This is a genomic window from Massilia arenae (genome assembly GCF_008014745.1).
GTDB classification, from domain to species: domain Bacteria; phylum Pseudomonadota; class Gammaproteobacteria; order Burkholderiales; family Burkholderiaceae_D; genus Telluria; species Telluria arenae.
Window position 1 is genome coordinate 442,281 of the sequence record NZ_VPFD01000004.1, and the last position, 25,652, is coordinate 467,932.

Sequence of the window (25,652 nt, forward strand, 5' to 3'; positions counted from 1 at the left end):
CTGGCTGGGCTTAATACACTGGAACGTATCCCCTCGCGTTCTTATTGCCCCGCCGCCAACATTTTCTTATTGCTGGGGATTATATCGAGCAAATTGATTGGGCTGCGCCCGTTACACATCTGTGACTTTTGGTGGTTGTGCTGATGACACAGTTTGATAGATCTCAGCGGCGGCGGCCCGGACCGCCTTCAGCAGCAGGTCGGCGCCCGGCGACAGCAGATGGTCTTGCTGGCGGATGATGCCGAAGGCATCCATCTTGCATGGCAGCTCGATCGGCAGGATTCGCATCACGTTCAGCGAGGCGTAGTACTGCGCCACCTCTTGCGGCATCACGTGCAGGGCGTCGGTCTGCTGCAGCAGCGCCGTCACCAGCAGGATCGCCGTGGTGTCGACCACATTGACCGGTGGCGGCAGGCCGGCGCGTCGGAACATCATGTCGAAGCGGTGGCGCAGGATGCTGCCCGGCGACGGCAATATCCACGGGCTGGCGGCGATGTCCTCGAGACTCAGGCCGCGCCGCTCCAGCAGCGGATGGCCGGGGCGCACGACGGCGCAGGCCGGCTCCTCGCTCAGCTCCTCGTAGATCAGGCCCGTCGAATCCTCCTTGTCCAGGATGCGGCCGATCATGAAGTCGAGGGCGCCGTGTTTGAGCTTGTCGAGCAATACGTTGCTGGATTCGAGCTGCACGCCGATGCGCAGCAGCGGCGCCTGCGCCTTGATGCGCGCGATCGCGCGCGGCAGCAGCGCCATCGCCGGCGCCATGATCACACCCACCTCGACCTGCCCCGCCAGCCCGGCCTTGAGCGCGACGATGTCGTCGTGCGCCAGCGCCAGGCTGGTAAGCGCCATGCGGGCGTGGCGGATCATGGTTTCGCCGTAGATGGTCGGTTCCATCCCGCGCGGCAGGCGCTCGAACAGGCGCACGTCGAGCATCTGTTCCAGGTCCTTGACCTGCTTGGACGCCGCCGGCTGCGTCATGTGCAGCTCTTCGGCTGCGCGGTGGATGTTGCGGTAATCGTCCAGCGCGATCAGCAGCAGCAGCTGGCGCGTCTTGAGGCGCGCCTTCAGGAACCAGTTCGGGTTTGTCGTATCCATCAGGAAATCATATCAGCCCGGCGTCTCACGGTGATTTGAACGCCATCACGCGCTGCACCACGCAGAACACGAACAGCAGGCCGCCGATCACGATCTTGGTCCACCATGAACTGAGCGTGCCGTCGAAGGCGATCAGGGTCTGGATCGTGCCCAGCACCAGCACGCCGGACAAGGCGCCCAGGATGTAGCCGTAGCCGCCGGTGAGCAAGGTGCCGCCGATGACGACGGCGGCGATCGCATCGAGCTCCGTGCCCTGCGCATGCAGGCCGTAGCCGGACAGCATGTAGAACGCGAACAGCAAGCCCGCCAGCGAGGCGCAGAAACCGCTGAAGGCATATACCAGGATCTTGGTGCGGCCGACCGACAGGCCCATCATCGCGGCCGATTGCTCGTTGCCGCCGACCGCATACACGGCGCGGCCGAAGCCGCTGTAGTGGGCGAGCCAGACGGCGCAGGCCAGCATGGCGAGCGCGATCAGGGCGCCGGGCGAGAGGAAGCCGCCGAAGAACGGGATCTGCGTCTGCGACATCGCCACGAACAGCGGATCCTCGATCGTGATCGACTCGATGCTGATCAGGTAGCACAGTCCGCGCGCCAGGAACATGCCGGCCAGGGTGACGATGAAGGGCTGCAGGCGGAAGTAATGGATGACAGCACCCATCCCGCCGCCGAACAGGAAGCCCAGCGCCAGCACGGTGGCGATCACCGCCAGCGGCGGCCAATGCGCCACCTGCAACAGCCAGGCCGCGATCATGGTCGACAGCGCCAGCACGGCGCCGACCGACAGGTCGATCCCGCCCGACAGGATCACGAAACCCATGCCGATCGCGATCACCAGCAGAAAGGCGTTATCGATCAGGAGGTTAAGCATCACCTGCAGCGATAGAAAACCTTCGTACAGGGCGCCGCCGACCAGCAGCATCGCGGCCAGCAGGACCACCGTGACCAGCGAGGTGAAGGATGGCGCACTTGACAGCTTGCGTGCGTGCGCGACGACCGCGTTCATGCCGCCCTCCGCTTCCACAGGCCCTTGAACTGATCCGACTGCGAAACACAGACCAGGAACACGACGACCGACTTGACGACCATATTGACCTCGGGCGGCACGCCCAGTGAATAGATGGTGTAGGTGAGCGTCTGGATGATCAGCGCACCGATGATGGAGCCGGCCAGGCTGAACTTGCCGCCGGCGAGCGAGGTGCCGCCCAGGGTCACGGCCAGGATCGCGTCGAGTTCCAGCATCAGGCCGGCGTTGTTGGCGTCCGCGCTCTTGACGTTGGAGCTGATCATCAAGCCCGCCATGCCGGCGCAAGTGGCCGCGAACACGTAGACGAACACGATCAGGGCCGCGGTGCGTATGCCGGCCAGGCGCGCCGCGACAGGATTGATGCCGACCGCCTGGATGAACAGCCCGAGCGCGGTATGGCGCAGCAGCAGCGCGGTGACGCCGAACACCGCCACCACCACGAACAGCGCGAACGGCAGGCCGAACAGGTAGCCGCTGCCGAGGAAGAAGAACGGCTGATAGTAGACGGTGACGATCTGGCCGTCGGTGAGCAGCTGGGCCAGGCCGCGCCCCGCCACCATCAGGATCAGGGTCGCGACGATGGGCTGCAGGCCCAGGCCGGCGACCAGCGCGCCGTTCCACAGGCCGCACAGCAGCGCCGCGCCGAGGGCGGCGGCCATCGCCAGCAGCATCGGCGTCTCGGCCACGTAGACCGGCACGCCGTCCTGGATCACCATCGTCCCTCCGATCAGCATCGAGGCCACGGTGCCGGACAGCGCCACCACGGCGCCGACCGAGATGTCGATGCCGCGCGTGGCGATCACCAGGGTCATGCCGATCGCCGCCAGCATCAGCGGCGCGGCGCGGTTGACGATGTCGACCAGGGAGCCGTACAGGTGACCGTCCTTGATCTCCAGACGGAAGAAGCCGGGGATGAGCAGGAAGTCGATCAGCAGCAGCGCTGCCAGCGCGGCCAGGGGGCGGAACAGGTGGTGGGCCAGCGCCCGCGAGAGCAGCGAATCCTTCACCGGCACGGCGGGCCTTGCGGCCTGAGTGGCTGCCACGACGGGCGGTTGTTCCTTGACGATCATTGGCAGCCCTCCCCTGCGATCACGTGCAGCACCGAGCTGTCGTCCAGCTCACCGCGGCGGTACTCGCCGCAAGCCTTGCGGTCGCGCATGACGACGATGCGGTCGGAGACGCGCAGCACCTCGGGCAGTTCGGACGAAATGAACAGGATGGCCATGCCCTTGCGGCACAGCGTGGTGACGTAATCCATGATTTCCTGCTTTGCCCGCACGTCGATGCCGCGGGTGGGTTCGTCGAGGATCATCAGCTTGGGCTCGGTGGCCAGCCAGCGCGCCAGCAGCACTTTTTGCTGGTTGCCGCCCGAGAGCGTGCCGATCGGCGTCTCGATACTCGCCGTCTTGATCCCCAGTTGTTTGACGTAGTAGTCGGCCAGCTCTTGCTGGCGCCGCAGCGGGATCGCGCGCAGTAACCCCTGGCGCGCCTGCAGGGCCAGGATCAGGTTCTCGCGCACCGACAGGTCCAGGATCGCGCCCTCGTGCTTGCGGTCTTCGGAGCAGAAGCCGATGCCCTGCGCGATCGCATCGCGCGGGGTGGCGAAGGTGGTCGAACGGCCGCCGATCTCGATCGCGCCATCGTCGGCTTTATCGGCGCCGAACAGCAGGCGCGCGGTCTCGGTGCGGCCGGAGCCCAGCAGGCCGGCAAGGCCCAGCAACTCGCCCTGCCTGATGGTCAGGTCGAGCGGCGCCAGCACGCCGCGGCGCGCGAGTTCTTTTGTTTGCAGCAGGGTCGGGCCGGCCTGGTGGCCTTCTTCGATGCAGGTCTGCGGCTGCTCCCGGGTGTCGGCGGCCACGCCGATCATCTTGTTCACCAGGGCCAGGCGCGACAGCTCGCTGCACAGGTATTCGCCTTCGCGCTCGCCGTTGCGCATCACCGTGATGCGGTCCGAGATCGCATAGGTCTGCTCGAGGAAGTGGGTGACGAACAGGATCGCCATGCCCTGCTCGCGAAGGTTTTTCAACACCGAGAACAGCAGCTGCACCTCGGCCTCGTCGAGACTGGACGTGGGCTCGTCCAGGATCAGCACCTTGGCCGAGATGTTCAGCGCGCGGGCGATGGCCACCATCTGCTGGATCGCCAGCGGATAGCTGGCCAGCGGCTGGCTGACGTCGACGTTGACCTGCAAGCGCGCGAGCAGCTCGGCAGCGTCGCGGCGCATGCGGCGCCAGTCGATCATGCCGAAGCGCTTTGGATAACGGCCGATGAAGATGTTCTCGGCGACCGACAGGTTCGGGCACAGGTTCACTTCCTGGTACACCGTGCTAATGCCGAGTTCCTGGGCGTGCTGGGTCGAGCGCGGTTTGATGTGCTCGCCATCGAGCACGATGCCGCCGCGCTCCGGCTGGTAGACGCCCGTCAGCACCTTGATCAGGGTGGACTTGCCGGCCCCGTTCTGGCCCATCAGGGTGTGCACTTCGCCCGGATACAGGCGCAGGCCCGCATCCGACAGCGCTTTCACGCCCGGGAACTGTTTGTGGATGCCGGAGACGTCGAGCACCGGCAGCGCCGTGGTCGAGGCGAGCATGGCCGCCTCAATACTTACGGTTCGGGAATTCCTTGGCTGCGACTTCGGCCGGGAAGACGCCTTCTTGCACCACGATACGCTTCGGCACCGGCTTGCCGGCCTTGACCGCCTTGGCCGCTTCCATCAACTGCGGGCCGAGCAGCGGGTTGCATTCGACGGTCACGTTCAGCTTACCCTGCAACATGGCCTCGAACGCACCGCGCACGCCGTCGATCGACACGACCAGGATGTCCTTGCCCGGTTTCAGGCCGGCCTCCTCGATCGCCTGGATGGCGCCGATCGCCATGTCGTCGTTGTGCGCGTACAGCACGGTGATGTTCTTGCCCTCGGACTTGAGGAAGGCTTCCATCACCTCCTTGCCCTTGGCGCGGGTGAAGTCGCCGGTCTGGGAACGGATGATCTTCAGTCGCGGCTCGGTCTTCATGATTTCTGCGAAGCCGGCCTTGCGGTCGATGGCAGGGGCCGAGCCCACGGTGCCCTGCAGCTCGACGATGTTATAGGCGCGGTTCGGGTTCTTCTTCGCGTGCTCGACCAGCCAGCGCGCGGCGCGGCGGCCCTCTTCCACGAAGTCGGAACCGAGGAAGGTGACGTACAGCGACTCGTCGCTGACCTTGACGCCGCGGTCGGTCAGGATGACGGGGATATTGGCGCGCTTGGCTTCTCGCAGCACGGTATCCCAGCCCGATTCCACGACCGGGGAGAAAGCGATGACGTCGACCCGCTGGGCGATGAAGGAGCGGATTGCCTTGACCTGGTTTTCCTGGCGCTGCTGGGCGTCGGCGAATTTGAGGTTGACGCCGGCCTTTTTGGCGGCGTCCTTGATCGAGGCGGTGTTGGCGGTGCGCCATTCGCTTTCGGCGCCAACTTGCGAGAAGCCGATGGTGAGGGGTTTGGCGGCGAAGGCCGCGTTCAGCGGCACAACTGTTGCGGCCACGGCCACGCCCAGGACGTTCCTACGGGTCAGTCTCATCACTTTGTCTCCGGTATTGTTGTTCTGCAATCCTAGGACAAAGCGAGATACTGATCCAATCAATTTTTTGAGAGTTGCGATATGTTTTCGAATATCGATCGCAACCTGCCCCCGGACCGGCAGGCAGGCCCTCCGGTCACGGCTCAGGAATATGCAGAGCTCATATTCAGCACCCCATTCGCCCCGCGCGGGAAGAACCCGCCCATGGTGACCGACTCCCTGGTCAGATAAACGATATTGAGCACATCGCCCGGCGTGCGGCTGAAGGCAATGCCGTCCTTGTCCAGCGGTACGATGTTCGACACGGTCGCATCCGACGCGTGGACGATGCCCTGATCCACATCGCTCGTCCCATCGAGGCTGTCGCGCGCATCCGAGATCGCGCCGGCCGCGGTGCGCAGCGATGGCGTGCTCAATCCCTTCGAGTACAGCACCGTGCGCACCAGCCCCGCGTGATAAGCCTCGGCCGCCAGGATGCCGGCCGCCGCCTCGAGGAAAGTCTTGTTCTGGATGAGGGGTGAAGCGCCCTTGTACGCGGTCACGCCGACGTCTTCGAAGATGAAGGCGCCGAGCAGGAAGTTCTCGTCGCTGGCATACGGGTCGAAAGCGACGCCCGGGCCGACCAGGCCGGCCGCGCGCGCCGCGCTCGAGAACGCGCCGTTCGGATCGGTGCCGCCGATGTCCAGCGCCGGCTGGGCCACCGCCGCCTCGCCGAGCGCGCCGCGCAGGAAGGCGACGTGGGCGATCTCGTCCTGCGCGATTTCCTTCGCATACTGGGCCACCAGCGGATCCTTGAACTGCACCTGACGGCCGCCGGTCACCGCGCCCTGCGTGCCGGCGCCGGTCAGCAAATTGGCTGGAAGGCCGATGCCCAGCGCCGCATAGGAATAGAACTGTGCTTCCAGATACTCCAGATTGAGCGCGAAATTGAGGATGTCGACGTCGGTCGGCGCCGCAGCCTGGGCGATGGCGTCCTTGACCGAGCCGCCGCAGGCGCTCAGGAAGGTGCCGCCCACCATGCCGACGCTGATGCCGCCGACATTCTTGAAGAAGGAACGCCGTTTTTCGAGCTTCTGCTTGCGTGATTCGAGTAGTGCCAAGGTCACATTCGTGTCTGTCATGGTAGTTCTCCTGTTGGAATAGCAATCAAGAAACTTCGCCAGCGCATGCTTAAGAATTTCAATCAGGAAATCTGCTCGAAACCGGCGACACGGCGCATGCAGCTTGTACTCGCGCCGGCTGCGTTCGGTTTCAACTATTTGAAGACAGGCGCGGCCGCTCGCGTGCGCGTGCTCGGCGATAGCGCGTGATATTGTCGAAACAAACAGATTTCTTTCCAACGCGCTAACCTCAAGGTGCCCGGTGCCAGACTCCCACCCGATCGATCCCGAACAGCTGAGGGGCTGGCTGCAAGCAGCGGCGCGGCACGATGCGCCCGCGTTTCGCCTGCTCTACGACGCCACATCGCCAAAACTGTTTGGCTTCGCGCTGCGTATACTGGGTAAGCGGGAATTGGCAGAGGAAGCCCTGCAGGATGGTTTCGTCGCGATCTGGCATGGCGCCGCCAGTTATCAGGCACACCTGGCCGCGCCCATGACGTGGATGACGACCATCGTGCGCAACAAGGCGCTCGACCTGCTGCGCAGGCAAGCGCACGATGTCGGTATCGACGGCCCGATGTTCGACGAGGGCGTCATGGCCGCCCTGCACGATCCGCGCGCGACGCCGATCGATGCGCTGCTCATCAGCCGCGACGCCAAGGCGCTGGCCTACTGCATGTCGACGCTCGCGGGTGAGCACCGGCAGGTCGTGGGGCTGGCATTCTTCCATGACCTGTCGCACAGCGAGGTAGCGCTACAGATGGCCATCCCCATCGGCACCGTCAAGACCTGGATCCGGCGCAGCCTGGAACGTCTCAAGGCCTGCCTGGCGAAAGGCCAACGGGCATGAAGCTGCGCGACCATCCCGCCCTGTGCGACAAACTGGCCGCCGAATACGTCCTGGGCACGCTCAAGGGCGGCGCGCGGCGCCGCTTCGAGACCCATCTGCGCGACGACGCGGCCTTGCGCCGCCTCGTGCACGAGTGGGAAGAGCGCCTGGCGCCGATGGCCGAGTTCTCGACCCCGCAGGCCGCGCCCGAGCGGGTCTGGCTGGCCGTCGAACGGCGGCTCGGATTGCGGCGCCGTCACGCCGCATGGCAGTTCTGGCGCAGCGAATCGCTGGTCTTCTGGCGCACGCTGGGGCTGGCCTCGATGGCCTGTGCGCTGCTTCTGGTGGGCGTACTCGGCTCGTCGCTGCTGGACCGTCCACGGGTCGACTACCTCGCCACGCTGCAGGACGACAAGGCCCGCACCGCGCTGCTGCTGACCGGCGACAGTCGCCGTCAGGTGCTGACCGTGCGTCTGGTCGAGCCGGCCCCGGTCGCCGCCGACCGCAGCCTGCAGCTGTGGGCCGTGCCGAAGCAGGGCAATCCGCGTTCGCTCGGCGTGCTGTCCGACCGCGGCGTTATCGAACTCGGATTGAGCCGGGCGGCGATTGGCGACGACGTGGCGCTGCTCGCCGTGTCGCTGGAACCGCGCGGCGGCTCGCCGAACCCGGACGGGCCGACCGGGCCGATCCTCTACAAGGGCAACTGGGTGCGGATGCTGTAGCTGCCGCCCCTTATCTTAGTAACCGCAAGCCATACAGCCGGCCGGTCACCGAACCCGGCCTGGCGACGAAGCGCACGCTCAGCTTGCCCTGGGCGGCCTGGCGCATTGACGCGGGAATCGGATAATCCACGGTGTAGATCTGCGCTTCCGCATCCGCCGCCAGGGTAACGCTCGCCAACGGCTGGCCATTGAGCAGCACATCGAAGCGCCGCCCGGCATCCTCCCTGGAAAACGTTAGCCGCAACACCCTGGCCTCACCCTTCCGGTCGTTCAGCTCATAGCTGAACCACTTGCTCGCATGCCGCCAGTGCCGGCCGTTCTCGATCCCGGCCTCACTGCCCTCCCCCTTGAAGAAGTGATCCGACTCCGGCTGCTGCTCGCCCGGCGCCACCTGGTCGATGGTCCTGGCATTCAACGCGATCCGATCCGCCTCGCGCGCCGCATTCGCGGCCTGCTGCGCCTTCAGGCCACCCGGCGTCGCATGCTGCCAGTACATCGTGTAGCGCGATTCGTGCAGGCGAAAGAAGGGAATGAACTCGGTGCGCGGCCCATCCGCGCCATGGACGAGCCCCGGCGCGGTGAAGGTCAGCGGCTTGCCGGCCACCGGCTTGAAGCGGGCGATGAAATCGGTCGAGTCGCTGACGAACATCGGCGCGGCCTCCAGCGGGCAAGTTGGCCCCGAGGCGATATGCCCCATGCGCGAGTCGTCGGCCAGGTAATTGAGCTTGTCGTCGCCGAACAGGCGCGTGCGCGCCGCCAGCACGACCGGCCCGTGCAGCACGGCGTAGTAATTCAACTTGCCCGGCATTTGTTCAAGGTGGGTGGTCATCGGCAGCCTCACGTCGACCCGGTCGCCCTTGCGCCAGGCGCGTTCGATGGTCGCATAGCTGCCCGGCCGGGCGTCGATCTTCACCGCCGCGCCATTGACCTTCACCTCCATGCGGCCAGGCGCTATCCATGCCGGGTAGCGGATCTTCATCGCAAAGCGGCCGTCGCCATCGACCGTCAGGCGCGTGGTGTCGGCATCCGGGAAAGCCGTGGCCTGGGTGATCCTGACGCCCTTCTCCTTCCAGTCCAGGGTGGAGGCGACGAACAGGTTCACGAACAGCGTGTCCTTGTCGTGGGCATAGATGAACTCACCGTATTTGGCGTGGCTTTCGATGCCCGAGCCGACGCAGCACCACATGCCCTTGTCCACCTGCGAATACACGCGGTAGTGGTTCGGCCGCATCGGCGTGAAGTAGACGAAGCCGCCTTCCGGCCGCTGCGACGACAGGATGTGGTTGTACAGCGCCCGCTCGTAGTAGTCCCCGTATGTACCCTTCTGCTCCGACCGGAACAGCATCCCGGTCAGCTTCAGCATGTTATAGGTGTTGCAGGTCTCCGGGCCTTCGACCTCGTGCACCATGGGCTCGAAGTCGTCGGTGCTGTGGAAGTGCTCCTTGACGCTGTTGCCGCCGATGGCCACCGTGCGCTTGTCGACCACGGTCTGCCAGAAGAAGCGGGCCGCCTCTCCCATATCCTGCCGTCCCGTGATGTCGGCGATGCGCTTGAAGCCGATCACCTTCGGGATCTGGGTATTCGCATGTAGCCCGGTCAGCTGGTCCTGCTTGCGCGCCAGCGGCTGCAACACAGCCTGGTGCGAGAAGGCCAGCGCCAGGTCGAGGTATTTGCGATCGCCCGTCATCTCGGCCACGTCGACGAAGATCTCGTTCATGCCGCCATGCTCGCTGCGCAGCATGGTCTGCATCTGCTGCGGCGACAGCTTCGAGCTCAGGGCCAGCGCCCAGTCGGACAGCTGCACCAGCATGGCTTTCGCATCCTCGTTGCCGGCGTAACGGTAGGCGTCGCGCAGTCCCGCGTACACCTTGTGCAGGTTATACCAGGGCACCCACTTGCCGTTGACCGAGAAGTTGTCGGCTTCCAGCTTGCCGGCTGCGATGTCGCGCCAGGCCTGGCGTCCGCCGGGAATGCCGCCGATATAGCCGTCGCCGTTGGCCTGCTGCGCGCGTTTCAGTTCGGCCACGAAATAGTTCAGGCGGCGCAGGGCTTCCTGGTCGCCGGTCGACGCGTACATCAATGCCAGCGCCGACAGGTAGTGGCCGCCCATATGGCCATCCAGGCCGGTCGACTCCCAGTTGCCGTAGCTGGGCTGGCGCGGCCGCAGGCCGGCTTCGCGCAGGAATGGCGCCAGCAGGCGGTCGGGCTCCATCGCCATCAGGTAGTTCAGGTTGGTGGTCTGGGCGTCGAGGAAGGGGCCGGGGCCCAGTCGCACGACGGCGAGCGGAAACAGCTCGGCGGCATGCGCCGCACTGGTCAGCGCGGCCGACGCCGCCATCGCCGCGGTCAGTGCGACCGCGGCTACGTGCGCGGCCTTCACATCATGCCTCGACGGCCAAGACCATCACGGCCTTGGCCGGCACCTTGATCGTCAGCTTGCCGTCGGCCGCCTTCGCGCTGAACGGCGCCGGCTTGACCGCCTGCGGCTGCTCGAAGGTGTTGTGGGCATCCATCTTCTCGGCCGTGAGCACCTGGCCCGAGACGCTGCCTACGTTCAGGCCCGCCACGTTCAGCGCCACGTCGCTGGCGCGGGTCGGGTGCGTATTGACCAGGGCGACGTAGACCTTGCCGTCCTTGCCGCGCGCCGCGGTGGCGCTGATGCCCGGCACCGCCTTGCCATTGCTCGAATAGGCCACGTCGTTGTCGACCGCCACCGGCAGCTTGGTCGCGTCCTGGAACGGGATGTACATCTTGTAGGCGTGGTAGGTCGGCGTGAGCAGCATCTTGTCCTTGTCGGTGATGATCATCGCCTGCAGCACGTTGACCATCTGCGCGATATTCGTCATGCGCACCCGCTCGGCGTATTCGTGGAAGATGTTGAAATTGAGCGCCGCCACGACCGCATCGCGGATCGTGTTTCGCTGGAACAGGAAGCCCGGATTGGTGCCCGGCTCCACGTCATACCAGGTGCCCCATTCGTCGACATAGAAGCCGATCTTCTTCTGCGGATCGTTCTTGTCGAGGACGGCGATGTTCTGCTTGATCTGTTGGTCGATGCGCAGGGTCTGCTGGATGGTCGAGAACCATTCCGATTCCGGGAAGCCGGTCGCGGCGCCCTTCTTGTCCCACACGCCTGTCGGCAAGGTGTAGTAGTGGTAGCTGATGCCGTCGGTGCCGCGCGCCGCCTCGCGGCTCAAGACGTCGGTCCACTTGGTGTCGTTGTCGTTGCCGCCGCTGGCGACGATCTTCGGCCGCGCACCCGGCGGCGTTTTCAGGAAGGTGGCGTAGTGGTTGTACAGGTGGGCGTAATACTCCGGCTTCATATTGCCGCCGCAGCCCCAGGCCTCGTTGCCGATGCCGAAATAGGCGACTTTATAGGGCTCCTTGCGGCCGTTCTTGCGCCGCAGTTCGGCCAGCGACGACTTGGTATCCGAGGTCATGTACTCGAGCCATTCGGCCATCTCTTGCGGGGTGCCGGAACCGAGATTGCCGTTGACGTAGGCTTCGGTGCCCAGCAGCTCGACCAGGTCGAAGAACTCGTGGGTGCCCACCGCGTTGTCCTCGGCCACGCCGCCCCAGTGGGTGTTGACCTTGACCGGACGCTTGTTGCGCGCGCCGATGCCGTCGCGCCAGTGGTACTCGTCGGCGAAGCAGCCGCCCGGCCAGCGCACCAGCGGCACCTTCAGCTCCTTGAGCGCGCCGACCACGTCGTTACGCCAGCCCCGGGTATTCGGAATCCTGGAATCCGGCCCCACCCACATGCCCTCGTAGATGCCGGTTCCGAGGTGTTCGGCGAACTGGCCGTACACGTTCTTGTTGATGACCGGGCCCGGCTTGGTGGTGTCGACCGACACGCTCACCTGGGCGAAGGCCAGGGCCGGCAAGGCGGCGAGGCTGCATGCGAGGATGATGGGCTTGAGTGCTTTCACTGACGTCTCCTGGTTTTATAGTGGGTCTTATTTGAATACCGCGACGAAGCCGCCGCGCGGTTTGATGCTGATGCTGGTCTTGCCGGCCCGGATCGGAGCCTGGCTGAATGCGCGTTCGCCATCGCCGTCGGTGGTCAAGATTCCGCTGCGCCCCTCGATGAACGAGAGGTCGAGGTCGACGCTGCGCGCTTCAGTGTCGGCATTGAATCCGGCCACATACCAGCTGTCGCCGCTCTTTCTCGCGATGACCGCATGGCGGCCCGGGTAGCCGTCGATGAATCGCATGTCGTCCCAACTACGCGGCAGGTCGCGCAGCAGGTTCCTTACATAGTCGGGAACGCCCGCCATGCCTTCAGGCCGCTCGGCGAAGTGCTGGATCCCGGACAGGAACAGCACCGCCTCGGCCAGCTCGAAGCCATTGCGCGTGACGCGCTTGATCTTGGGGATGTCGCCGAACACCAGCGGCGTGTAGTCCATCGGGTCGAACAGGTTGCGGCTGAACGGCAGCATGGCGGCGTGCGGCGGCATCGCATCCTGGTCTTTCTGGTCGAAGGTGGTGAATTCGAAGCCCTTCACCGCCTCCACCGTCATCAGGTTCGGGAAGGTGCGCGACCAGCCGCGCGGCAAGGTGGCGCCGTGGAAGTTCACCAGCAGGCCGGCATCGGCCGCATCCTGGAGCATGTCGACGTAATAGGCGATCATCGACTTGCCGTCGCCAGCGAAGAAATCGACCTTGACGCCCTTGACGCCCATCTCGCGCAGCCGTGCGAACTCGCGCACGCGCGCTGTACGGGTAAGCAGCGCGCCCTTCGGGCTGTACGGCGTCTTGTTCCAGGCGCCGGACGAGTTGTACCAGACCAGGATGCCGATCTTCTTCGCGGCCGCATAGTCCACCAGCTCGCGCATGCGTTTGACACCGATCTTGCGGTCCCAGTCGGCATCGACCAGCGTGTAGTCCCAATGCATGTCAGCGGCGTAGTCGACGAAGCGCTTCTGGGTGTCGATATAGGTGCCGTCGTCCTTGAGCAGCGCCCAGCTCCAGGATGCGTGGCCGGGCTGGATCCTGGCCTTGTCGAAGGCGATCGCGGGCGCCGCGAGATCGGTCCCGAGGGTCGATTCGACTAGCGTGCGCAGGCTGCCTATTGCGACGATGCGCCACGGCGTGACGAGATCGCCCTTTGACTCGGCCAGTAGCGCGCCGTTGGTGAACACCTCGGGTGCGGCCGGGACGTCGAGGCGGTAGACGCCACCGCGCGAATCGGTGTGCAGGCGCGAGGCGTGGAAGCTGCCGTCCAGGTTCGCCTCCGTGAGCGCAACCCAGGTCTCGCCGGTGCGGAACAGCGCCGGAAACACCCAGCCTGCGCCGAGCGTGGATGGGGTGCCGACCGGGATCTCGCGCTGGTAGTATTCTTCGTAGGAGGGATTCGTGTTCGACCAGCCGGTCTGGGCGACCGCCATCGGCTGCAGCCAGGCTTTCGTCGACTTGTCGAAGGCGAAGCCCGTGGTTTCGCGGACGAATGTCAGGTTCTTGCCGGCGACGCGGTAGCGGAAGGCGACGCCGTCGTTCGAGACGCGGAAAGTCACGTCCATCGTCTTGCCCTGGGCGTTGCGCACCGTATGGGTCTGTTCGTTGGCGCGGTAGGTGATGTGACGCTTCTTGGCGGTGGCCAGTTCGTAGCGGTCTTCGATCGGCGTGACCGGGGAGCTGGCTGCCAGCGTCAGGCCCTGGGTCAGGTCGGCGCCCTGCACTGCGATACCGAGGCTCGATGGAAGGATGACGGGGTTGCCGTCGCGGGTGACCGCATAGGTCAGCGCGCCCGTGGGGGACAGGGTGACGTCGACCGCGATGTGGCGATCGGGGCTGGTGAGCGGTGCGGCGTGCGCATGTGCGCAGAAGGTTCCAAGGACGAGCAATGCGGTGCGGATGCGGCAGTATGCAGTCATGGCAAGCTCCAGAACCGTCGTACCCGCGCAGGCGGGTACCCAAGTTTTACGTGAGTGGTGGTAGAACTTGGATTCCCGCCTACGCGGGAATGACGCTGTTTTAAGTGAGCGGGATCTCCTGTCTACGCGAGTCCCGAGCGTCAGCGATCACGTCCAACCAGCATCCACGACAAAATCCTGCGCCGTGCACATCCTGCTGTCGTCGGCGCCGAGGAACAGCACCATGCGTGCGACGTCGTCGGGCATCAGCTTGCCCGGCAGGCACTGCGCCTTCTTGATCTCGACCTCGGCCGCCGCGTCGACCCACAGGTCGACCTGGCGCTGGGTCATGACCCAGCCCGGCGTGACCGTGTTGACCCGCACGCCGAACGGGCCAAGATCGCGCGCCAGGCTGCGCGTGAGGCCGATCACGGCCGCCTTGGTGGTGGCGTAGACCGGATACCCCGCGCCCTTGGCATGCCACGACATCGAGCTGAAATTGATGATGGAACCGCCGCCCTTCTTCTTCATCCCCGGCAGTACCGCCTGGCAGGTGAAGAACATGGGACGCTGGTTGATGGCGATACGTTCGTTCCAGTAGTCGAGCGAGACGTCCTGGATGTCGTGACGCTGGTCGTTCGCCGCATTGTTGACCAGAACGTCGAAGTCGCCCAGCTGCGCGGCCAGTTCCGCCATCGTGCGCTGCAGCGCCGGGATGTCGGTGATGTCGCAGTAACGGTAAGCCGGGGCATCCGCCAGCCGCGCGCACAGCGCCTCGCTGGCCTGCTGCGCGATATCGACGAAGGCGACGACCGCCCCCTGCTCCACGAAGGCCTGCACGATCGCCTCCCCGATGCCGGTGCCGCCTCCCGTTACGAACACCCGCTTGCCCCGCAGGCTGGGGTAGTTCCCCATCTGTTCCATGCTTGTCTCCATCTCTTGTTATCTTGCCGAGGCCTCTGCGGGCCAGCTTACGGCATCAAAGGCGCTTGACCTTCACGTACGGGGCGTCATGCACGGCCAGGCGGTTGCGCAGCGCCGGCCCGAAGGCTGGCGATTCGACCTCGAAGGTCTCCCCCGCCCTGACCTGCACGCCATCGGCAAAGCTCAGGGTCGCGGTGCCGAAGAAGTGAACGTGCACGTCGCCGGCGCGCTTGAACAGGCCATATTTAAAGTGGTGATACTCCAGGTTTTCCAGCGTGTGCGACATATTCTGTTCGCCGCTGACGAAGGCTTTCTCCCAGCGCACCTGGCCATCGAGGCCGATGACGCGCAACACGCCCTCCACGTGGGCCGGCAGCTCGCCGACCAGCAGTGCGGGGCCGACACCGCAGTTGCGCAGCTTGGAATGCGCCAGATAGAGGTAGTTCTGGCGTTCGGTGACGTGGTCCGAGAACTCGTTGCCGATCGCATAGCCCAGGCGCCAGGGCTGGCCGTCGTCGCCGATCAGGTACAGGCCGGCGATTTCCGGCTCTTCGCCGCCGTCGAGCGAGAAGGCAGGCATGTCGAGGTCCTGGCCGCTGGCGCGCAGGATCGAGCCATCGCCCTTGTAGAACCATTCCGGCTGCACGCCGGGCGTGCCGGGCGCCGGCTTGCCGCCTTCGACACCCAGGCGGAACATCTTCATGCTGTCGCTCAGGGCCGCCATGTCGCCGCCGATCTTCTTGTGCATGCTGTCACGCGTGTCGGCGCTGCCCAGGTGGGTCAGGCCGGTGCCGGTGACGTAGCAGTGGGCGGGATCGGGATGGTCGACCGGGGGCAGGATGCGGCCGGCGCGGGCGAGGTCGTCGTAGCTGGCGTGGCTGGCACCGGCCGCCGCATCGGCGAGTGCGGCCAGGCCCTGGCCTTGCGCGATCGCGGCGCGCGCCATGTCGAGAGTGGTGGCGTAGCCGTCGATGACGCGGATGGAGGCGTCGTTCAGGATGCCGACGCGGCGTTCATTCGATTCGGTCAGAAATTGGACGAGCAGCATGGTTCGGGTCTCCTATATTTTTTGTGATTGAACGCTTTCCATCGACTCAGTGCGAATGCTTCGGCACCGCAGACCCACGGCACCCGACGAGAAAATCGAAGTCGCACCCATCATCGGCCTGCATCACGTGATCCAGGTACAGCCGCTGGTAACCGCTGTGCTGCACGGGCACGGCTTTCTCGGCCCGATCCGCCAGCCGCGCGCGGATCTGCTCATCGCTCAGCTCCACATTGAGCAGCCCCGCATGGCAATCGAGCTGGATCATGTCACCATCCTGCACGATGCCCAGCGGACCGCCGTCCATCGCCTCCGGCGCCACATGCAGCACCACGGTGCCGTAGGCGGTGCCGCTCATGCGCGCGTCCGAGATGCGCACCATGTCGGTGATGCCCTTGGCCAGCAGCTTGGGCGGCAGGCCCATATTGCCCACTTCGGCCATGCCCGGATAGCCCTTCGGCCCGCAGTTCTTCATCAAGAGCACGCAGTTCTCGTCCACGTCCAGGTCGGGATCGAGAATGCGCTCCTTGTAGTGATCGAAATCCTCGAACACCACCGCGCGGCCGCGATGCCGCATCAGGTGCTTTGACGCCGCCGATGGTTTCAGCACCGCGCCGCGCGGCGCCAGATTGCCGCGCAAGATGCAGATGCCGCCGTCCGCGATCAGCGGATTGTCCAGCTGCCGCACCACCTCGTCGTTGTAGATCGGCGCATCGACGCAGTTCTCCCACAGCGACTTGCCGTTGACCGTCAATGCGTCCTTGTTCGGAATCAGGCCGCCCTCGCCCAGGCGCCGGATCACCGCCGGCAGGCCACCGGCATAATAGAATTCTTCCATCAGGTAGCGGCCCGACGGCAGCAGGTCGACCACGGTCGGGGTGCCCTTGCCGATGCGGGTCCAGTCCTCGAGTTCGAGCGGCACGCCGACGCGGCCGGCGATCGCCTTCAGGTGGATCACGGCATTGGTCGAACCGCCGATGGCCGCGTTCACGCGGATCGCGTTTTCGAAATTCTCGCGCTTGAGGATCTTCGAGATGCGCAGGTCTTCGTGCACCATCTCGACGATGCGGATGCCCGACATATGGGCCAGCACGTAGCGCCGCGCATCGACGGCGGGGATCGCCGCATTGTGCGGCAGCGAGGTACCCAGCGCCTCGGCCATGCAGGCCATCGTGGACGCCGTGCCCATGGTGTTACAGGTGCCCGCCGAACGCGAGTGCCCTGCTTCGGCCGACAGGAATTCGTGCATCGTGATGGCGCCGGCCTTGGCTTGCTCGTGCAGCTGCCAGACGGCGGTGCCGGAGCCGATGTCCTTGCCGTTCAGTTTACCGTTGAGCATCGGGCCGCCGGTGACGACGATGGTCGGCAGGTCGACGCTGGCCGCGCCCATCAGCAGGGCCGGCGTGGTCTTGTCGCAGCCGACCAGCAGCACCACGGCGTCCATCGGATTGCCGCGGATGGACTCCTCGACGTCCATCGAGGCCAGGTTACGGGTCAGCATGGCGGTCGGCCGCAGGTTCGATTCGCCGTTCGAGAACACGGGGAATTCGACCGGGAAGCCGCCGGCTTCCAGGATGCCGCGCTTGACGTGTTCGGCCAGCTTGCGGAAATGGGCGTTGCAGGGAGTGAGTTCGGACCAGGTGTTGCAGATGCCGATGATTGGTTTGCCCTGGAATTCGTGGTCGGGAATGCCCTGGTTCTTCATCCAGCTGCGGTACATGAAACCGTTCTTGTCTTGCGTACCGAACCACGCCGCCGAGCGCAACGGCGTCTTCTTCTTTTCCCCGGACATGCAGTTCTCCTGTCGATTCTTTACTGGGCGAGGCGTCGAGCGCCCGCCCATGTGTCTCCTGATTACTGAGAGTAATAGTAAAGATCGGCCAGATAACTTTCCAATCACATTTTTGGCGACATCGATACCGTTTTTGGTATCGCTAAGCGCATTGGATCGGCAGGAGATGGGGCGGCGCTGGCCGCCCGAAATGAAGGTCAGCGGTGGAGAAAGCGTGCCTCGGGCAGGCCGCGCACCTCCAGGGGCAGCTGGAATACCGCGCCCGACAGCGGCGCCGCATCCCGGTCGCCCGCGGTCATGCCCACGTGGGCGCTGGTGACGAACAAGGTCGATAGATCTGGCCCGCCGAATGCCGGGCAGCTCGGCTGCGGCGCGGCCAGCGACACCACCCGATCGAGCCTGCCGCTTGGTGCGAAGCGCATCACCTGCCCCGCGCCCCAGCGCGTGCTCCACAGATAGCCCTCGGCATCGACCGTGGAGCCATCCGGCTCGCCCGGCGCGGCATCCGCCGCGACGAAGGTGTGCACCCGCCCGACCTCCGCGCTGCAGGGGTTGTAGTCGGCGTACAGGATCGCCTTCTCCTGCGAGTCGGCGAAATACATGCGCCGCCCGTCAGGGCTGAAGCAGATGCTGTTGGCGATCGCCGCATGCGGCAGCGGCAGCTGCTCGAGCGACAGGTCGAGGTTCAGGCGATAGAAGCCGCCCACCGCACGCTTCGGATTCTCGTCCTGGTTGAACATGCCGAACACGAAGCGTCCCTGGCGGTCGCAGCGCCCGTCGTTCAGGCGCGTCGATGGATTATCCGCTTCGACGTCGACGATGCGCGTGACCTTGCCGCTCGAGAAAGTGAAGAAGGCCAGACCGGAGGCAAGCCCCAGCAACAGGCGATCGTCGCTGCCGGTGAGCGCGAAGCAGCACAGGCGCTCGGGCATCTTCCAACTGACGGTGCGCCCGCTGGACGGCGTATGCGACCACAGGGTGGCGGCCGGGATGTCGGTCCACAGCAGCCGGCCCGTACGCTCGCACCACAGCACGCATTCGCCGAGCTCGTGCCCGGCGTCGAGCAGCACGTCCATCATGCGCCCGGCTCCACCAGGAAGCGGAAACGCGACTCGGTCTGGTACACCTGGCCCGGACGCAGGATCGTGTTCGGGAAGTGCGGCTGGTTCGGAGAATCGGGGAAATGCTGCGGCTCCAGGCAGAAGCCGCTGCGGTGCTGGTAAGTCCGGCCCTTGCCCGAGAGAGAGCCGTCGAGGAAGTTCCCGCTGTAGAACTGCACGCCCGGCTCCTCGGTCCACAATTCCAGCACGCGCCCCGAACCCGAATCGTACGCACGCGCCGCGCGGCTCAAGGATTTCTCCTGCGGCTTGTTGAGCACGAAGTTGTGGTCGTAGCCGCCGCCATGGCGCAGCTGCTTGTCCGGCTGTCCGATGCGCTCGCCGATCGGGCGCGGCATGCGGAAGTCGAATGGCGTGCCCGTCACCGGCGTCAGTTCGCCGGTCGGGATCGATTCGGCATCGATGGCCACGAAGGCGTCGGCCTCAATGCTCAGGATGTGGCCGAGGATGTCGCCGTCGCCGGCCAGGTTGAAGTAGCTGTGCTGGGTCAGGTTGACCGGTGTCGCCTTGTCGGTGACGGCGTGGAAGGACACCACCAGCTCGTTATCGTCGTTGAGCGTGTACGTGACGGTCGCATCGAGGTTTCCCGGATAGCCCATTTCGCCATCGACGCTGTGATACTGCAGGCGCAGGCTGGCACCGATGACCGTGGCCTCCCACTTGACGCGGTCGAAGCCATCCGGCCCGCCATGCAGGTGGTTGCTGCCGTTATTAACCGGCAGTTCCACTTCCTGTCCGTCGAGCGTGAAGCGTCCGTGCCGGATGCGGTTGCCGTAGCGGCCGATCAGCGCGCCGATATATGGGCTGTCGGTGCAATAGGGTTCGAGCGTGTCGAAACCCAGCACCACGTCGGCGAAGTGGCCGTCGCGATCGGGCGCATGCAGCTCGGTGATGACGCCGCCATAGTCGATGATCTTCGCCACCATTCCTTTGGCATTGGTCAGCGTGAACTGGGTGATGGCCCTGCCGTCGGGCAGCTGGCCGAATGGCGCTTGCGTGATACCGGTTTGCACGTTGTTCGAATCCTCAATCGACACATCAATAAGTGGAAGGACGGCTGAACACCGGCATGCCCTGTTCATCCCAGCGCAGCGGCTTCACGAAGGTGTGGCGGTCCGGATTCCAGAGCGGATCGCCGACGATCTCGGTATAGGTGCGCGCATGGTAGACCAGCATGACGGTGTCGTCGTCTTCGGCATAGGTGAAGCTGTTGTGGCCCGGGCCATAGACGCCGTGATCGTAGCACGACCGCAAACCGGGCTGCGCCGACTTGGTCCACGATGCCAGGTCGAGCATGTCGGCATCCTCGTCGGCCTACAACAAGCCCATCGCGTCATCGTGGTCGGTGTAGAGCGTTCCAATCAAATTTTCTGGCGCTTCGATACCAATTTATGTATCGAGACTCCTGTCAAGTCCCAGGCGCGAAAACGCGCCGGCGCGCCTGGCGGCCATGCACCGCTGCGGTGCAAAAAACGCATATGTATAGTGCGATACCAAATATGGGGACCGTCGATTTGTGTTCGGCAACAGCGAAGAGTGTGTCCAGGCGCGCATCGCCAGCTGCTGTCGCATTTGCTCTGGACACATGGGCTCGCACCGTTATTGCGCACTGCAACAGATGTCAAGAGCGAATATGTGGCGTTATTGCAACGCAATAAGTTAACGTTAGGCAATAATTCAGACGTGTCGTTCACGCCTTCACGCATCTCCCGGAAACCCCGCCAGGACAGGGTTCTCCTATGAGAACGCTGTCACACAGAGGCGATTTGCGCTTGTCAATTGGGAGTTTCGACCCCGTTTCGATTGGACGTCGACCGATGACAAATGTCCGTCTGGCATGTCATCATAAATAGGCTATTTCACAAACAAACACTGGAGAGACATCCATGAAGCACAAAATTCTTGCCATCGCCCTCGTGTCGGCACTCCCACTGGTCGCCCAAGCACAAACCAGCGTCACCATGTACGGCATGATCGACGCCTCGATCGGCGTCGAAAACACCGATGCGCCAGGCGAAAGCAGCCGTACCGTCGTGTCGTCGGGCACCCAGTCGGCAAGCCGTCTCGGCTTCCGCGGTACCGAAGACCTGGGCAATGGCCTGAAAGCACTGTTCAACATCGAAGCCGCTGTCGCCGCCGACACCGGCGCGACCAACTCGCGTCTGTTTGACCGCCGCGCCGTGGTCGGCCTGCAAGGCGCCTTCGGTACCGTGACCGTCGGCCGTGAATACGGCCCGATCGCTGCCATCGCCAGCGCTTCGGACACCCTGGGCCAGGGCTTCTACGGCTCGAACCTCGTTGCATTCAGCGCTACCCGCCTGACCCGCCGCCTGGACAACTCGGTCAACTACCAGAGCAACGCCCTGAACGGCTTCACCGTGCGCGCAGCCTACGGCGCGGGCGAGCGTAACGAGACCGCTGCCCAAGACACCGGCGACATCACCGGCGTGTCGCTGGAATACGCGAACGCAGGCTTCTACGCCGGCGCCGCCTACCAGAACAAGGAAGACCTGCCATCGGGCGACAGCAAGGAATACGGCGTTGGCCTGGGCTACAAGTTCGGCAACTTCGAAGTCCGCGGCGGCTACCTGGCTTCGGATCCGGAACTGCTCGGCGGCATCAACAACAAGTACGAGCAGATGAACGCCGGCGTGTCGTACGGCTTCGGCGCCAACCGCGTCTACCTGAACTACCAGCAGCAAGAGCAGGAAGTGGGCGATGCAGAAGGCAAGGCAATCACCCTGGCCTACACCTACACCCTGTCGAAGCGCACCAACGTGTACGCTTCGTACGCCAAGCTGCGTAACAACAGCACCGGCGTGTTCTCGCTGGCCGGCTCGGGCACCGCGATCGCCATGCCTGCAAACGCCTTCGGTTCGGACCCACAGGTCTACAACATCGGCGTGCGTCACTCGTTCTAAGCGACGTAGCCTCAAGCCGGGTGCTCGTCACCTGGCTTGAAGCGTAAAGAAAAAACGGCAAGCCTTGCGGCTTGCCGTTTTTGTTTGGTCGTTCGATTCCTTTAGAACGCCGGCGCCGCCGCAGGGCCGGCGACCGCCGGACGCTTGCGCGCCGGCGCGTGGGCGACGGCCCTTGGCGCGTCAAGCGCCGGACCGGCGGCGATACGGAATACGGCCACCGCCTGCGCCAGCCGCGCCGCCTGCTCCTGCATCGCATTCGATGCGGCAGCGGTCTCCTCCACCAGGGCCGCGTTCTGCTGCGTGCCTTCGTCCATCTGCGCCACCGCGCCGTTGATCTGTTCGATGCCGGCGGTCTGCTCCAGGCTGGCCGCGCTGATCTCGGCCATGATGTCCGTCACGCGGCGCACGCTGTCGACGATCTCCTCCATCGTGGCGCCGGCCTGGGCCACCAGCCGGCTGCCATTGGCCACCTTGTCGCTCGAGTCGCCGATGAGGACCTTGATTTCCTTGGCCGCCGCCGCCGAGCGCTGGGCCAGGTTGCGCACTTCGGTCGCCACCACCGCGAAGCCGCGTCCCTGCTCGCCGGCCCTGGCCGCTTCTACCGCCGCGTTCAGCGCCAGGATATTGGTCTGGAAGGCGATGCCGTCGATGACGCCGATGATGTCGCTGATCTTGCTGGACGACGCCTGGATCTCATCCATCGTGTCGACCACCTGGTGGATGACGTCACCGCCGCGCGCGGCCACGCCGGACGCCGATTCGGCCAGCGTGTTGGCCTGGCGCGCATTGTCGGCATTCTGGCGCACGGTCGAGGTCAGCTCTTCCATCGACGACGCGGTTTCTTCCAGCGCGGAAGCCTGCTGCTCGGTACGGCCCGACAGATCCAGGCTGCCGGCCGCGACCTGCTCGGCCGCCACCGCGATGGTGTCGGTGCCGGCGCGCACGGCGCCGACGGTGCGCGCCAGGCTTTCGTTCATGGTCTTCAGGGCTTGCAGCAGCTGGCCGGTCTCGTCGCGGGTGCAGACGTCGATGCGGCTGGTGAGGTCGCCCGCGGCCACGGTATTGGCCACTTCCAGCGCGCGCGCCACCGGTCGCGTGATCGAGCGCGTGATCCAGAAGGCGATGCCGGCGGCCAGCGCCAGCGCGAACAGGCCCAGGCCCCAGGTCTGGCGGATGGTGCTGCCGTAGGTCGCGGCCGCATCCTGCGCCGCCGCTGTGCTGAACTGCTTTTGCAGCGCCAGCTCGGCGCCGGTGGCTGCCTGCAGGGCGGCCAGGCGCGGACGCAGCTCATTGACCAGGTAAGCCCTGGCCTGCTCGTCCTCGCCCGCCTGGATCATCTTGACCAGCTGGTCGGCACCGGCCAGGTAGCTGGCGCTGGCCGCTTCCATGCGGCGCAGGATGCCGATCGATTCGGCATGCGCCATCAGGGTCGGCTCGATCTCGGCCAGGGTCGTGGTCATCACCTTGCGCGCGTTGTCGATCGCCTGCATCTGCTGCCCGCGGTCGGCCGGATCGGCGTTGAGCATCATGTTGCGGGCGGCGATGGCGATGATGTTGATCTGGGCGTCGATCCGGTTGCTCATCTCGATGGCCGGGATGCGGTGCTCGACGATCTCCCTGGTGCCGTTGTTCAGGCGCAGGATGGATGCATTGCTCAGAACGCTGATCAACACCAGCATCAGGCTGACGGCGCCGAATCCCAGCGCCAAGCGCTTGCCGATACTCAGGTTTGCTAACTTCATGTGTTCTCCTCTTTCCAATCTAATAATAGATATTGCCAATCGGAAAGAAGAGTAAGTTCTAGTTCGAACTATGACGATGTGTGCACGCTAACAAAATGGGAGTATTGGTCTGATTGTTACGTTTTCTGGACGATATGCACTATTTTGACAATAAATAATGTCAAATATGACAAAAAACGGCAAGCCCAGGCTGGCCGTCATCTGCTCACTGTTCCAGAACTCAGAACTCTTCCCACTCGCCCGCTGCGACAGGCGTCTTGTTCCTGGAAGCTGCCGGCTGCGCAACCGTCCGTGCCGGCGCAACCCGCGGTGCAGTCCTCGGCACGCGCTGCGGCGCCACGAGGACCCGCTGCGGGGTCGCCGCCCGCGCCTGCTCGCCATCGATCCGGAACACGCCCACCGCCTGCGCCAGCTTGGCCGCCTGCTCCTGCATCGAGGCCGACGCCGCGGCGGCTTCTTCCACCAGCGCGGCATTCTGCTGCGTGCCTTCGTCCATCTGCGCCACTGCGCGGTTGATCTGTTCGATGCCGGCGGTCTGCTCCTGGCTGGCGGCGCTGATCTCGGCCATGATGTCGGTCACGCGGCGTACGCTCTCGACGATCTCCTGCATCGTCGCGCCCGCCTCTGCCACCAGCCGGCTGCCGTCAGCCACCTTGCCGCTCGAATCGCCAATCAGCCCCTTGATCTCCCTGGCCGCCGCAGCCGAGCGCTGGGCCAGGTTGCGCACTTCGCTCGCGACCACGGCGAAGCCCCTGCCCTGCTCGCCGGCCCGGGCCGCTTCCACTGCCGCGTTCAGCGCCAGGATATTGGTCTGGAAGGCGATGCTGTCGATCACGCCGATGATGTCGGTGATCTTGGTCGACGAGGCGTTGATCTGGTCCATGGTATGCACCACCTGGTGGATCACTTCACCACCGCGCGCGGCGACGTTCGATGCCGATTCGGCCAGCTTGTTGGCCTGGCGCGCATTGTCGGCGTTCTGCTTGACGGTCGAGGTCAGTTCTTCCATCGACGACGCCGTTTCTTCCAGCGCCGAGGCCTGCTGTTCGGTGCGGCTGGACAGGTCCTGGCTGCCCGACGCCACCTGGGCCGCGGCGACCGTGATGGTATCGGTGCCCACGCGCACGGTGCCGACGGTGCGCGCCAGGTTTTCGTTCATGGTCTTGAGGGCCTGCAGCAGCTGGCCGGTCTCGTCGCGGCTGGTGACGTCGATGCGGCTGGTGAGGTCGCCCGCGGCGACGGTATTGGCCACCTCCAGCGCGCGGACCAGGGGCCGCGTGATCGAGCGCGTGATCCACCACGCCACCACGGCGGCCAGCACCAGCGCCAGCGCGCCGACGATCGACATCAGCCAGGTCGTGCTGCGGTAGGTGTCTTTGGCCTCGATGCCGGCGCGCACGCTGCGCTCCTTCTGCAGCGTGATCTGCTCGGCGGTGGCGCCCTTGAGCCGGGCCAGGACCGGGCGCAGTTCGCGCGCCAGGTAGGTGCGGGCGCCTTCGTCGCCGCCGGCGGCGATCAGCTTGAGCAGCGCCTCCTGGCCGGCCAGGTAACTGCCGCTCGCGCTGGTCATCCGGCCCAGGATCTCGCGTCCCTGCGGTGTGGCGAGCGTCTTGTCGAGGCCGACCAGCATCTCGTCCATCACGCGACGCGATGCCCTGATCTGGTCGACCTGCTTCTGGCGGTCGGCGGCATCGGCGTTGAGCATCATATTGCGCAGGGCGATCGCGATATTGTTGTTCTCGGATTCGAGCCGCGCGGTCAATTCGATGACGGGAATGCGGTTGGTGACGAGCAGGCGGGTGCCGTCGTTGACGCGGGCGAGCATGATGTTGCTCAGGCCGAGCATCACGACCAGCATCAGGCCGATGGCGCCGAAGCCAAGGCCGAGGCGCTTGCCGATATTAAGGTTCTGCAGTTTCATAATG

Annotated in this window: 20 protein-coding genes; 3 read left to right on the plus strand and 17 right to left on the minus strand. The window is 65.0% G+C overall.

What is annotated here, in order from left to right:
- Window positions 1-111 precede the first annotated feature (111 nt).
- The 6 genes from FVD38_RS06165 to FVD38_RS06190 form a co-directional block, all read right to left on the minus strand.
- Entirely contained in the window at window positions 112-1,095 is a 984-nt protein-coding gene (locus FVD38_RS06165; protein ID WP_147933994.1) for a LysR family transcriptional regulator, read from the minus strand.
- A gap of 25 nt (window positions 1,096-1,120) precedes the next feature.
- Window positions 1,121-2,101: a galactofuranose ABC transporter, permease protein YjfF gene (gene yjfF, locus FVD38_RS06170; RefSeq protein WP_147933995.1), complete on the minus strand. Its 981-nt coding sequence runs from the start codon at window positions 2,099-2,101 to the stop codon at window positions 1,121-1,123.
- Complete coding sequence (locus FVD38_RS06175; RefSeq protein WP_147933996.1) at window positions 2,098-3,192, minus strand: ABC transporter permease; 1,095 nt, start codon at window positions 3,190-3,192, stop codon at window positions 2,098-2,100. The genes yjfF and FVD38_RS06175 overlap by 4 nt, the downstream gene beginning before the upstream one ends.
- Window positions 3,189-4,712, minus strand: coding sequence for a sugar ABC transporter ATP-binding protein (locus FVD38_RS06180; protein ID WP_147933997.1), 1,524 nt, complete (start codon window positions 4,710-4,712; stop codon window positions 3,189-3,191). Before FVD38_RS06180 ends, FVD38_RS06175 begins: the two co-directional genes overlap by 4 nt.
- A 7-nt stretch (window positions 4,713-4,719) precedes the next feature.
- Window positions 4,720-5,682, minus strand: coding sequence for an ABC transporter substrate-binding protein (locus FVD38_RS06185; RefSeq protein ID WP_147933998.1), 963 nt, complete (start codon window positions 5,680-5,682; stop codon window positions 4,720-4,722).
- Window positions 5,683-5,825: 143 nt separating this feature from the next.
- The gene (locus tag FVD38_RS06190; protein ID WP_147933999.1) at window positions 5,826-6,803 is read right to left on the minus strand and encodes a ferritin-like domain-containing protein; all 978 of its coding nucleotides are present in this window, start codon (window positions 6,801-6,803) and stop codon (window positions 5,826-5,828) included.
- Window positions 6,804-7,044: 241 nt separating this feature from the next.
- Here FVD38_RS06190 and FVD38_RS06195 point away from each other — a divergent pair, with 241 nt between their 5' ends.
- Window positions 7,045-7,632, plus strand: coding sequence for a sigma-70 family RNA polymerase sigma factor (locus FVD38_RS06195; protein ID WP_147934000.1), 588 nt, complete (start codon window positions 7,045-7,047; stop codon window positions 7,630-7,632).
- Window positions 7,629-8,333 (plus strand): anti-sigma factor, encoded by a 705-nt coding sequence (locus tag FVD38_RS06200; RefSeq protein WP_147934001.1) that lies wholly within the window; start codon window positions 7,629-7,631, stop codon window positions 8,331-8,333. The genes FVD38_RS06195 and FVD38_RS06200 overlap by 4 nt, the downstream gene beginning before the upstream one ends.
- Before the next feature lie 10 nt (window positions 8,334-8,343).
- Here FVD38_RS06200 and FVD38_RS06205 read toward each other — a convergent pair whose 3' ends face one another.
- From FVD38_RS06205 to FVD38_RS06245, 9 genes are all read right to left on the minus strand, one after another.
- Window positions 8,344-10,671 carry a glycoside hydrolase family 127 protein gene (locus FVD38_RS06205; RefSeq protein WP_147934032.1) on the minus strand — a complete coding sequence of 776 codons (2,328 nt, stop codon included), beginning with the start codon at window positions 10,669-10,671 and terminating at the stop codon, window positions 8,344-8,346.
- Window positions 10,672-10,714: 43 nt separating this feature from the next.
- A complete protein-coding gene (locus FVD38_RS06210; RefSeq protein WP_187271484.1) occupies window positions 10,715-12,262 on the minus strand; it encodes an alpha-N-arabinofuranosidase in 1,548 nt (515 codons plus the stop codon).
- Between the two features lie 27 nt (window positions 12,263-12,289).
- On the minus strand, window positions 12,290-14,206 hold the full coding sequence (locus FVD38_RS06215) for a glycoside hydrolase family 97 protein (RefSeq protein WP_147934002.1): 1,917 nt from the start codon (window positions 14,204-14,206) through the stop codon (window positions 12,290-12,292).
- Between the two features lie 147 nt (window positions 14,207-14,353).
- Entirely contained in the window at window positions 14,354-15,109 is a 756-nt protein-coding gene (locus FVD38_RS06220; protein ID WP_147934003.1) for an SDR family NAD(P)-dependent oxidoreductase, read from the minus strand.
- 55 nt (window positions 15,110-15,164) lie between these two features.
- The gene (gene araD1, locus FVD38_RS06225) at window positions 15,165-16,157 is read right to left on the minus strand and encodes an AraD1 family protein (protein ID WP_147934004.1); all 993 of its coding nucleotides are present in this window, start codon (window positions 16,155-16,157) and stop codon (window positions 15,165-15,167) included.
- 46 nt (window positions 16,158-16,203) lie between these two features.
- On the minus strand, window positions 16,204-17,946 hold the full coding sequence (locus FVD38_RS06230; protein WP_147934005.1) for an IlvD/Edd family dehydratase: 1,743 nt from the start codon (window positions 17,944-17,946) through the stop codon (window positions 16,204-16,206).
- A 197-nt stretch (window positions 17,947-18,143) separates the two neighbouring features.
- The gene (locus tag FVD38_RS06235; protein ID WP_147934006.1) at window positions 18,144-19,025 is read right to left on the minus strand and encodes an SMP-30/gluconolactonase/LRE family protein; all 882 of its coding nucleotides are present in this window, start codon (window positions 19,023-19,025) and stop codon (window positions 18,144-18,146) included.
- Window positions 19,022-20,077: an aldose epimerase family protein gene (locus FVD38_RS06240; protein WP_147934007.1), complete on the minus strand. Its 1,056-nt coding sequence runs from the start codon at window positions 20,075-20,077 to the stop codon at window positions 19,022-19,024. The genes FVD38_RS06235 and FVD38_RS06240 overlap by 4 nt, the downstream gene beginning before the upstream one ends.
- A gap of 25 nt (window positions 20,078-20,102) precedes the next feature.
- Entirely contained in the window at window positions 20,103-20,360 is a 258-nt protein-coding gene (locus tag FVD38_RS06245) for a family 43 glycosylhydrolase (RefSeq protein WP_229493435.1), read from the minus strand.
- Between the two features lie 590 nt (window positions 20,361-20,950).
- On the opposite strand from FVD38_RS06245, the gene FVD38_RS06250 reads away from it, so the two are divergent.
- Window positions 20,951-21,985, plus strand: coding sequence for a porin (locus FVD38_RS06250; protein WP_147934008.1), 1,035 nt, complete (start codon window positions 20,951-20,953; stop codon window positions 21,983-21,985).
- 101 nt (window positions 21,986-22,086) lie between these two features.
- On the opposite strand, the gene FVD38_RS06255 is transcribed toward FVD38_RS06250, so the two are convergent.
- Window positions 22,087-23,727 (minus strand): methyl-accepting chemotaxis protein, encoded by a 1,641-nt coding sequence (locus FVD38_RS06255; protein WP_147934009.1) that lies wholly within the window; start codon window positions 23,725-23,727, stop codon window positions 22,087-22,089.
- A gap of 220 nt (window positions 23,728-23,947) precedes the next feature.
- On the minus strand, window positions 23,948-25,648 hold the full coding sequence (locus FVD38_RS06260; RefSeq protein WP_147934010.1) for a methyl-accepting chemotaxis protein: 1,701 nt from the start codon (window positions 25,646-25,648) through the stop codon (window positions 23,948-23,950).
- Window positions 25,649-25,652: the final 4 nt, after the last annotated feature.

What these genes read in the sequence shown, in the direction of transcription:
- FVD38_RS06235 (WP_147934006.1), bottom strand. Translation starts at nt 19,025, where the DNA reads ATGATGGACGTGCTGCTCGACGCCGGGCACGAGCTCGGCGAATGCGTG.
- araD1 (WP_147934004.1), bottom strand. Translation starts at nt 16,157, where the DNA reads ATGCTGCTCGTCCAATTTCTGACCGAATCGAATGAACGCCGCGTCGGC.
- FVD38_RS06190 (WP_147933999.1), bottom strand. Translation starts at nt 6,803, where the DNA reads ATGACAGACACGAATGTGACCTTGGCACTACTCGAATCACGCAAGCAG.
- FVD38_RS06180 (WP_147933997.1), bottom strand. Translation starts at nt 4,712, where the DNA reads ATGCTCGCCTCGACCACGGCGCTGCCGGTGCTCGACGTCTCCGGCATC.
- FVD38_RS06200 (WP_147934001.1), top strand. Translation starts at nt 7,629, where the DNA reads ATGAAGCTGCGCGACCATCCCGCCCTGTGCGACAAACTGGCCGCCGAA.
- FVD38_RS06260 (WP_147934010.1), bottom strand. Translation starts at nt 25,648, where the DNA reads ATGAAACTGCAGAACCTTAATATCGGCAAGCGCCTCGGCCTTGGCTTC.
- FVD38_RS06205 (WP_147934032.1), bottom strand. Translation starts at nt 10,671, where the DNA reads ATGGCGGCGTCGGCCGCGCTGACCAGTGCGGCGCATGCCGCCGAGCTG.
- FVD38_RS06245 (WP_229493435.1), bottom strand. Translation starts at nt 20,360, where the DNA reads ATGCTCGACCTGGCATCGTGGACCAAGTCGGCGCAGCCCGGTTTGCGG.
- yjfF (WP_147933995.1), bottom strand. Translation starts at nt 2,101, where the DNA reads ATGAACGCGGTCGTCGCGCACGCACGCAAGCTGTCAAGTGCGCCATCC.
- FVD38_RS06165 (WP_147933994.1), bottom strand. Translation starts at nt 1,095, where the DNA reads ATGGATACGACAAACCCGAACTGGTTCCTGAAGGCGCGCCTCAAGACG.
- FVD38_RS06230 (WP_147934005.1), bottom strand. Translation starts at nt 17,946, where the DNA reads ATGTCCGGGGAAAAGAAGAAGACGCCGTTGCGCTCGGCGGCGTGGTTC.
- FVD38_RS06175 (WP_147933996.1), bottom strand. Translation starts at nt 3,192, where the DNA reads ATGATCGTCAAGGAACAACCGCCCGTCGTGGCAGCCACTCAGGCCGCA.
- FVD38_RS06185 (WP_147933998.1), bottom strand. Translation starts at nt 5,682, where the DNA reads ATGAGACTGACCCGTAGGAACGTCCTGGGCGTGGCCGTGGCCGCAACA.
- FVD38_RS06215 (WP_147934002.1), bottom strand. Translation starts at nt 14,206, where the DNA reads ATGACTGCATACTGCCGCATCCGCACCGCATTGCTCGTCCTTGGAACC.
- FVD38_RS06220 (WP_147934003.1), bottom strand. Translation starts at nt 15,109, where the DNA reads ATGGAACAGATGGGGAACTACCCCAGCCTGCGGGGCAAGCGGGTGTTC.
- FVD38_RS06250 (WP_147934008.1), top strand. Translation starts at nt 20,951, where the DNA reads ATGAAGCACAAAATTCTTGCCATCGCCCTCGTGTCGGCACTCCCACTG.
- FVD38_RS06255 (WP_147934009.1), bottom strand. Translation starts at nt 23,727, where the DNA reads ATGAAGTTAGCAAACCTGAGTATCGGCAAGCGCTTGGCGCTGGGATTC.